This window comes from Streptomyces sp. NPDC006516 (genome assembly GCF_040611875.1).
Lineage (GTDB): Bacteria > Actinomycetota > Actinomycetes > Streptomycetales > Streptomycetaceae > Streptomyces.
Window position 1 is genome coordinate 296,456 of sequence record NZ_JBEXPD010000010.1, and the last position, 9,188, is coordinate 305,643.

A 9,188-nucleotide genomic window follows, 5' to 3' on the forward strand; every position below is an offset into this window, starting at 1 on the left:
ACAGACATGTCCGACCTGTTGCGCGCCCCCGCCGAGATCAAGTACGCCGAGGAGCTGGACTGGCTCGAATCCGTCGACGACGGCCCGAAGCCCTTCTCCTGGCGCCTGTCGCCCAAGATGGTCCGCCTGTTCATCCTGGGCTCCGAGCGCTCGGACGGCCTCGACCGGGAGATCTCCCAGAAGTGGTACGGCGACCGCAGCTTCGTCGAGCGTTCCATCGTCACACTCGCCTCCGACCGCGGCCTGCTCCTCATCGGCGACCCCGGTACGGGCAAGAGCTGGCTGGCCGAGCTGCTCTCCGCCGCCATCTCCCGTAACAGCACCCTGGTGGTGCAGGGCACGGCGGGCACCACCGAGGACCACATCAAGTACTCCTGGAACGTGTCCATGGTGATCTCCAAGGGGCAGTCGCGGGAGTCGATGATCCCCTCGCCGATCATGACCGCGATGGAGACCGGCGCGATCGGCCGCTTCGAGGAACTCACCCGCTCCACCAGCGACGTCCAGGACGCGCTGATCTCGATCCTCTCCGAGAAGTACATCTCGGTCCCGGAGATGGACAGTGACAACATCGTGTTCGCCAAGCCCGGCTTCTCCGTCATCGCGACGGCCAACAGCCGTGACCGTGGCGTCAACGACCTGTCCTCCGCGCTCAAGCGGCGCTTCAACTTCGTCCGCATCCCGGTGGTGACGAACAAGAAGAGCGAGGCCGAGATCGTCCGCTTCCGCACCGAGGAGCTGCTGCGACGCCATCAGATCGAGCTGGACGTGCCACCGACCCTGCTGGACGTCCTGCTGCAGAGCTTCGCCGACCTCCGTGCCTCCGCCGCGGCGGCCGGCAGCGATGACGAGAAGCTGGAGTCCGCACTGTCCAGCGCCGAGCAGATCGGCGTCCTGGAGGACGCGATCCTGCACAGCAACTTCTTCGGTGAGAGCGCGCTGACCGCCCGCACCCTGGCCTCGTCCCTCGTGGGGTCGCTGGCACGGCGCGAGCCCGAGGACCTCGCCATCCTCAACAAGTACCTGCACGGCGTCGTCGAGCCGCGCAGCAAGGAAGAAGGCGGCTCCTGGCCGGAGTTCCTGGAGGGCGGTCGTGACGCGATCGCCACCCTGTCATGAGCGGGGTGGACGAGAGCATGGCGTTCGAGGCGCTGCGGGGACAACTCCAGGAGGCGGCGTCCGAGTTCGCCGACGGTCCGGACGCGCTGCAGGGCATCCTGCTCGGCATGGTCGACGACGTCGACCGCGCCGTGCGCGAACCCCTGGAGATCTTCCCCGTCTGCCACCACTCGCCCGCCTCGGCGATCGCCATGGCGCGTCGGCTGCGTGAGAAGCAGCCGAAGGTCGTCTATCTGGAGCTGTGCGAGGACATGGCGCCGCTCCTGACGGAGCTCAGGAACTGCCGCCTCCCGGTGGCGGTCCAGGCGTTCGCGAGCGAGGTCAAGGGCTTCCCCGCCGAGTGGGCGCCCCTCTCGGTCGTCGCCCCGATCACGGAGGCCTCGGCCGAGTACCAGGCCATCGCCTACGCCCTGGACACCCCGGGCGTGGAACTGGTGCTCGTGGACCGCTCCTCGGACCACGTGTTCCAGTGGCAGGCGGCGGGCCGGGCCGATGCCTCGGACCAGGATACTCCGCCCGCCGAGGAGGAGGCGGCGCTGCACGGTGACGCCGTCGGAGTGGAGATCGGCGATCTGCGGCCCCGCTTCGCCGAACTGGAGGAGCACCTCCTGCACCACGGGCGCGTGCGCCACTGGTCGGAGTGGTGGCACCAGTACGTCGAACTGCCGCTCGGCGACAGCGACCACGACACCTACCGCCAGGTCATGCTCCTGATCGGCAGCCTGTTCCGCCGTCTGGCCCCCGGTGACACCGACCGGCTCCGTGTCGACGAGGACCGCGAGCGCTACATGTGGACCCGGATGCGCGAGCACCTCGCCGCGACGGGCACCGACCCGCAGGACTGCCTCTACGTCTGCGGAGCGTTCCACGCCTCCAGCCGTGTGGAGGAGTTCGGTGTGCACGGCAGCGGTTCCTTCGAGATCACCGAGCCGAGCGAGAGCACCTGGCAGTACGGGCTCATCCCCTCCAGCCACTCGGCGATCGAGGCGCAGTTCGGCCTGGCCGCCGGATCCGTGTCGATCGCGGCCACCCAATGGGCGAAGAACCTCAAGCGCACTCGGGTGAAGCCGTACCGGCTCGCGGGCCAATCGGGCGCCAGGAAGTCGGCCGGGGCCAAGAAGACCGCCGCTCAGGCCGCTCCCACGGCCCCCGAAGTGCCGTCCGACAAGCTCTCCGGATTCCTTCAGAGCCCGCCGGTCCTCGATCGCTTGGACGAGGCCGAACTTCTCGGCTGGTCCGTGGAGATCGTCCGTTCCGCCCGCCGCAACGGCTACCTCGCCTCGACCGCCGACGCCATCGCCGTGTTCGAGACCTCGATTCTGCTGGCGGGCATGCGCGACCGTGCGAGGCCGACCCCGTACGACTTCCAGGACGCGGCGGTCACCTGCATCGAGAAGGAGACCGTTCCGGGCCGGCGCGACGTGCGCCGCCTCGTCGAGATCCTGATGGGCGGCGACCGGGTCGGCCAGGTCGGCTACGACGCGCTGCCGCCCCTGGCCCGTGACGTGCACGACCGGCTCGCTCCGCTGAATCTCAAGCTCCAGCAGCGAGGTGTGCAGCGGGCGTTGCTGGACCTGGCCTCCAGGCAGGAGCTGCGCCGGTGCTCCGACCTGCTGTGGATGCTGCGCCGTCTGATGCCGCACGGGGCCGCACGGCCCATCATGGGGGAGCGGGAGCTCGGCAAGCAGTCGGTGCAGGAGTCCTGGGACCTCGCGCTGGGCACCCATCAGCGGGCGCTGATCGAGCTCGGTTACGAAGGCGTCAGCGTCGAGCAGGTCCTCGAACAGCGGCTGCGCCGCGTGGCGTACGCCCCGAACGCCACCACGGCGCAGGTGCTCGGAGCGGTCGAGGACGCCGAGCTCCATCTGCGCGGCGGCCGGCTGGCCGACGAGCTGGGCACCCGCGCACTGGAAGTGCTGGCCACCGAGCGCAGCGTCGACGGTGCGCCCGAGGTGCTGCGCCGGGTGCGACGGCTCCTGGCGTACTACCGCATCAGCCGGCCGGAGCTGCCGTCCTGGATCGAGACCTTCGCCAAGACGGGCTACGCCCACTACTGCACGCTCCTGCCGACGGCGTTCACCGACGAGGACGCGACCGTACGCCAGGTCGCCGCGATGCTGGGCTTCCTCTTCAGCATGGAGAGCCTGGCGATCTCGCTCGGCTGCGACCGGACCCAGCTGGACCTGGCCTTCGCGCAGTCGCACCCCCAGGAACCGTCCAGGATGGCGCTCCTCTGGGCGGCGCGGGTGCACCTCGGGCAGCTCTCCCGCGCCGAGCTTCGGCAGCGGTGCGACGCGCTGCTGGACAACCCCTTGGTGGTTCCCGCCTATCCGCGCTACCTCAGCGGGTTTCTGCACGCCCTGGAGCCGGTGCCGCAACTGGCGGACTTCGTGGTGGAGGCGGTGTCGAACGCCTTCGCGCGGCTGCCCGACCCGGTTCTGCTGCCATGGCTGCCGAAGCTCATCACCACGCTGCGCTCCGAGGGCGCCGATCTGGCCCCGCTGCTGATCCGTGAGGCCGGGCGCGTCTTCCCGGGGCGGCTCGCCGCACTGGACGCCTGGGTGCCCCCGTGGCAGGCCGCCCCGGAAGCCCCTGCTCTCCCACCGGCGGCGGGCGGCGGCGGCGTGGCCGGCCGCGCCGTGCTGCTCGCCGCCCACCCGGAGACGTGCGACAGCCTGGCGGAGCTGCTGGGCTGTGAGGACACCTGGGATACGGAGGCAGCGGCTCCCACCGGATCGCTGCTCACCGCCCGCCATCCCGAGACCGCCGAGGCACTGGAGGCCCTGCTGGCGGGAGTCTGACGTGCGAGGCCCTGCCGCCTGAGTCCGGCGCAGGGGCAGCGCGAGCGGCCCGGCACTGACTCAGCAGGCAGTGCCGACGGCCCGCGCGAGGAGGTACGGCGGGCGCCGGTGGCTCCCGGTGACCACGGCTTGGCCATGTCCACCCTGTGATCGTGACCCGGGAGCCCCGGCGGGGCTGCCGCACGCACACTTCGGCCGATACCGAACCACCAGGCCCGTAGCGTGCCGGGAGTCGCGTGGGAGGTGCCCGCGCGGGCGAAAGCGAAGGGCCGAGCATGCCGGGGACAGACCTGAAACAGCGCCTTGCCGAGAGGTTCCGCGCGGTCAACGGAGACCATCCGATGACCGATGCGGACGATGCCTACGTCGATACGCAGTTCGTCGGGCTGGAGGATCTGTGCGCGGCCGAGGGCCATGACGTGGAAGAGGTCCGCCGGCTGATGCTGGCGCGGCTCCTGCCACTTCCCGGATACCTGCGCTCCGACGGACGCGAAATGGTGCCCGCCGACCTCTTCGCGCTCGCTGCCGAAGCGGGCGGGACGGAGAATCTCGAAGCGTGGTTCACCGCCCACTGGACCGACCCGGCCGCCGGCCGGGACGAATGGGACGCCTACCTCAGTGGACAGTACGTCTGCCTCCACTCGGTTACCCCTGCGACGATCCGGCGCAAGGATCACCTGACGGCCGCGATCACGACCGCGCCGGACGAGCCGGATGCAGGGACGGCGCAGTGGTCGGCGCGTCTGCACCTCATGATCGACGAACTCGACGCGCTGGAACCGGCGTTCACCGAGTACGACCGCCTGCGCTTCGGTGGTCCCACCTCGCGCGACACCTGCGTCGTGGCGATGCGCGCGCGCTTCCCGCGCCCCTGACGAGGACGCCCCCGAGCACGCAGCCTCGGCGCCGACCGCACTGGCGTCAGGCGCCAGCCGTGGTCAGTGGTGGGCGTGGACCACGGCGTGACCCTTGCCGCGGCCGATCATCCACTTGTTGACCGGTGTGGTGATCAGGAAGGCCACCGCGAAACCACCCAGCAGCGCCGACCAGAAGAGGCCGTCGGACAGCTCGGCGTCCATCGCGCCGGGCACGAGGGCGATGATGCCGTTGTCGACGAGTTCCATCACGGCGATGGAGACGGTGTCCGCCGCGAGCGCGACCTTGACGGCAGCCTTGAGGCTCAGACCGGCGCGGCGGACCGCGAAGAGGGTGAACGAGTAACCGAACACGAAGGCCAGGGAGATCGCCAGGACCATGGTGGGTACGTTGCCCCACATCAGGGCGGTGCCGATGACCATGCCGAGGATCTCGCCGATGGCGCAGCCGGTCAGGCAGTGCAGCGTGGCCTTCGCCGCTGTGGCCCACGAGGCCCCGGCGCTGTGGTTCGTACGCCGCCCCGCGTTCCCGTGTCCGGCGTCGTGGTCGTGTGCGTTGCCGGTGTGACGCGTGCTGTCGTCCATGGCCGCTTCCCCGTTCCCGTCCGTGGGGCCCGTCGCGAGCCCTTCTCACCTCGGGAACCATATACCCCCCTGGGGTATTCCTGCCTCAAGTTTCGACCATCACGCGTCCGCGTTCCCGCCTCCGGTCGCCGAGCCGTGGAAGCATCGGCGGCTCGGCGATGGGATCTGCGTCCATCGCTGGGTGCGGGTCGCCCATGCAGACCACCGGTACGCCCGCGTGCCACCGCCGCGCCCGCGTGCCGCTGCTACGGCCGGCAGGCCGGGCCCTCGGCGTGGGCGGACCGCGACTACGGTGTCCCACCATGAACGACGACGCGTGGCTGACAGACACCAGGAGCTCCCTACGACACGGTCGCGGACAGCTACGCCGACCAGCTGCGCGAGGCCCTGGCAGGGGAGCCCTACCTGCGGGCGGCACTGGCACTCTTCGCCGAGACGGTCCGCACGGCAGGGGCCGGGCCCGTGGCGGACATGGGCTGCGGTCCCGGGCACGTGACGGCCCACCTGCGGGACCTGGGGGTCGACGCGTTCGGCATCGACCTCTCACCCGCCATGATCGAGGTGGCCCGGCGCGACCATCCCGGCCTGCGGTTCGAGGTCGGCTCCATGACGGACCTCGATCTCGCCGACGCCTCGGCCGGCGCCCTGCTCGCCTTCTGGTCACTGGTCCACGTCCCCGACGAGGCGATCCCGACCGTGTTCGCCGAGTTCCGGCGAGTGCTGCGCCCCGGTGCACCGGTGATGCTCGGCTTCCACATGGGTGACGAGTCGCGACTGAAGACACAGGGCTACGGCGGCCACCCGATGAAGGTCCATGTCCACCGCCGCCGGCCGGACCGTGTCACCACCTGGCTCCACGACGCGGGATTCACGGTCGAAGCGCAGATGTTGCTCGACCTGGACGAGAGCGTCCCGGGAGCGATCCTCTTCGCGCGCCGCGACTCCTGAGCTGCGCCCCGTCCGCGACTTCGGCCGTCAGCCGGCGTCACGGTACGGGCACGGGCGGTGGCAGACCATCCGCCGTGGCTCGTGAGGCCCCGCGCCCTGGAAACCGCCCACCGGCGGGGGCCTCACGCGTACCCGTACGTGTCACCGCCGGCGCTCCCCGGCCGGCCGCGCGCTACCCGGACTGCCCCAGCATCACCGCGAGGGCCCAGAACGCTCCGGCTGCACTGAGCATGTCGGCCGCCTGCTGGTGGCCCCGGACTGCTCGACAGCACCCTCGCATCCGCCCGGCTCCATCCCGACCCGCAGATTCGCCGCTGGGCAGCAGCAGCAGCAGAACACGAGGGTGGCTGAGCCCGATTCTCAGCGCCGACTCCGGCGAGGCGCCGCGTCTCCTGACCGAATGGGCGGAACCACGTGCCTCAGCAGCCGCGCCTCCTTATTGCACGGCGCAGGTCGATCACCGTATGGTCTCGCGGGCGACGGCGATCGCGTCGGGAATCTCGCCGGCAGGCGCCGCGAGGTTCCTCGGGCTGATGGCCGGCGACGGATCGCGACGGCGCACGGCGGGCCGAGAGCCTCGCCCGTCCGCCCCGGCCTTCTCCCGCACCTCCGCCCTGAACGGACCACCGCCGTTCTGACCACAAGGCCCAGCGGGACGTGACCGTCGAGTCGGCGGATCAGGCGCGTGACGGGGGCTCGGCGCCGACCGGACTCGGATACCGAACAAGGAGAGATCTTGTCCACCCATCCGCTGACGACGGACACCGGCGAACTCAGCCCGCTGCCCCATGATTTTCCCTTCGACCCCACCCACGGCTACGACCTGCCGCGCCTCCTCGCGGTGAAGGCGCCGCCGGGGCCGGACGACTTCGCCGACTTCTGGAGGGAGCGCCATGAGAGTGCGCTGCGCGTCGACACGGCGCCTCGGATCGAGGGGCCCTGGACCACGGCCGAGGGCATGCGGATCGCCGAGGTCTCGTACACGTCCGCCGACGGCGTGCGTATCGGCGGGTGGCTGAGCGTCCCTGCCGACGGCCGGGTCACCCAGGGCTGTGTGGCGGCACATGGCTACGGAGGCCGGGCGGCCCCGGACCCCTGGCAGTCCCCGCCGGAGACCGCGACCATCTGGCCCTGTCTGCGCGGGCTCGGAACGCGGAGCCTGCTGCCCGGCATTCCCTCGAAGTCGGCGGGGCACGTCCTGCACGGCATCGGCGCCCGGGAGTCGTACATCATCGGCGGGTGCGTGGCGGACGTCTGGTGCGCGGCCACCGCGTTGCAGCGGCTGGTGCCGGAGGCTGCCGGACGGCTGACGTACCTGGGCACGAGTTTCGGCGGCGGCATCGGGGCGCTGGCGCTCCCGTGGGACGACCGCTTCCATGCCGCCGGCCTGACGGTGCCGACCTTCGGAAACCATCCGCTCCGGGTGACACTTCCGTGCACGGGCAGCGGGGAGTCGGTGCGTACACGGTTCGCCGAGGAACCCTCGGTGCTGGACGTCCTCGCGTACTTCGACGCCGCGACGGCGGCCAGGCACCTCGAGATCCCCGTACATGTGGGCGCCGCCCTGTTCGATCCGCACGTACCCCCGCCCGGGCAGTTCGCCGTGCACAACGCACTCGCCGGGCCGCGTGAACTCCTGGTGCTGCGGGCGGGGCACTTCGACCACCCGGGCGAGCGGGCCGAGACGGCGATTCTGGAAGAGGCGCAGCGGCGCTTCCTGTCCGGCGCGGACCCCGTGGTGCCGCGCCCCAGCTCGTGACCGCCTGGCCGTACGAAACGATCCGCCAGGCCGAGGCGCTCACGGGTTCTGCCCTGTGACCTGGTGGTTCCGCGACGTCGGCGAGGTCCGGCGCGCAGGACGCCGTGGAGCTGCCACGGGCGCGGATTTCAGGTACGGGCGTCGATCAGACGCGATATGCTGATGCAGAATGTGCAAGGGATTTGCAGAAAGAGGAGGGTCATGGCCACGCGGGCGACCGATGCAGGGACGAACCAGAGCGTCGAACGAGCGGTGTCGGTGCTGCGCGCACTCGACTCCGGCCGGCCCGAACTCCGTGTCTCCGACGTCGCCGAGCTCACCGGGCTGGGCTCCTCGACCACTTCCCGCCTGCTGTCCACCCTGGAACGCCTCGACATGGTCGAACGCGATCCCGTCAGCAACCTCTACCGCCTCAGCCTGGGTCTTCTCCCCCTGGCCGCCACCGCCACCAACCGCCACCCCGTGCACCGGGCCGCCCGCATGGTGCTCCAGGGACTCGCCACCCGTACCGGGCTCGGGGCGAACGTGGCCGTACGCCGCGGTGGTGAGCTGATGTTCCTGTGCAACTTCGAGGGCACGCGCGCCCCCAAGTCCTATACGCAGGCCGGGCACACCGCCCCGCTGCATGCCACGAGCATCGGCAAGTGCCTGCTGACCGGTCTCGCCCCCAAGGAGCGTCGCAAGCTGCTGGGAGATCCTCTCGACGCGCACACGGAGTACACGACCACCAGTCACGACCTCCTCGACGCCGAGATCGAAACCGTCCGGCGCACCGGTTACGCCGTCGAGGCCGAGGAGCGCGCACTGGGGCGCGCGTCCCTCGCCGCGCCGGTCCGTGACGCTTCGGGGGAGATCGTCGCCGCCATCTCCCTGTGGGGCCCGACCTCGGTGCTCGGGGACCGCTCCGACCCCGAGGGGCAGCGCCTCGCCCTCGTACGCGAGGTCATCGAGGCCGCCGACGCCATCAGTCAGGCACTCGGCGCGCTCTGACGTGCATGGCGAAGGGGTCCGGTGGACAGCCGATCGGCTGTCCACCGGACCCCTTCGCCATGTGGCTATGGGCCGTACGCCTTGAAGGCGATCACGTGCGCGTGCCGCGCC

At 70.8% G+C, this 9,188-nt stretch carries 7 protein-coding genes; 6 read left to right on the plus strand and 1 reads right to left on the minus strand.

Annotated elements, in window-relative coordinates; translation table 11 throughout:
• Positions 1–6: 6 nt before the first annotated feature.
• From ABZY45_RS25635 to ABZY45_RS25645, 3 genes are all read left to right on the plus strand, one after another.
• Positions 7–1,119, plus strand: a complete 1,113-nt coding sequence (locus tag ABZY45_RS25635; protein ID WP_325745069.1) for an AAA family ATPase — start codon at positions 7–9, stop codon at positions 1,117–1,119.
• Positions 1,116–3,920, plus strand: coding sequence for a hypothetical protein (locus ABZY45_RS25640; RefSeq protein WP_356743366.1), 2,805 nt, complete (start codon positions 1,116–1,118; stop codon positions 3,918–3,920). Before ABZY45_RS25635 ends, ABZY45_RS25640 begins: the two co-directional genes overlap by 4 nt.
• Before the next feature lie 275 nt (positions 3,921–4,195).
• Positions 4,196–4,795 (plus strand): DUF6058 family natural product biosynthesis protein, encoded by a 600-nt coding sequence (locus ABZY45_RS25645; RefSeq protein WP_356743368.1) that lies wholly within the window; start codon positions 4,196–4,198, stop codon positions 4,793–4,795.
• A gap of 63 nt (positions 4,796–4,858) precedes the next feature.
• On the opposite strand, the gene ABZY45_RS25650 is transcribed toward ABZY45_RS25645, so the two are convergent.
• Positions 4,859–5,380, minus strand: coding sequence for a DUF4396 domain-containing protein (locus ABZY45_RS25650; RefSeq protein ID WP_356743370.1), 522 nt, complete (start codon positions 5,378–5,380; stop codon positions 4,859–4,861).
• A gap of 471 nt (positions 5,381–5,851) precedes the next feature.
• Between ABZY45_RS25650 and ABZY45_RS25655 the strand changes: the two genes are divergently transcribed.
• From ABZY45_RS25655 to ABZY45_RS25665, 3 genes are all read left to right on the plus strand, one after another.
• Positions 5,852–6,328, plus strand: coding sequence for a class I SAM-dependent methyltransferase (locus ABZY45_RS25655; RefSeq protein WP_356743393.1), 477 nt, complete (start codon positions 5,852–5,854; stop codon positions 6,326–6,328).
• Positions 6,329–7,064: 736 nt separating this feature from the next.
• Complete coding sequence (locus ABZY45_RS25660; RefSeq protein WP_356743372.1) at positions 7,065–8,087, plus strand: acetylxylan esterase; 1,023 nt, start codon at positions 7,065–7,067, stop codon at positions 8,085–8,087.
• 201 nt (positions 8,088–8,288) lie between these two features.
• On the plus strand, positions 8,289–9,077 hold the full coding sequence (locus ABZY45_RS25665; protein ID WP_356743374.1) for an IclR family transcriptional regulator: 789 nt from the start codon (positions 8,289–8,291) through the stop codon (positions 9,075–9,077).
• Positions 9,078–9,188: the final 111 nt, after the last annotated feature.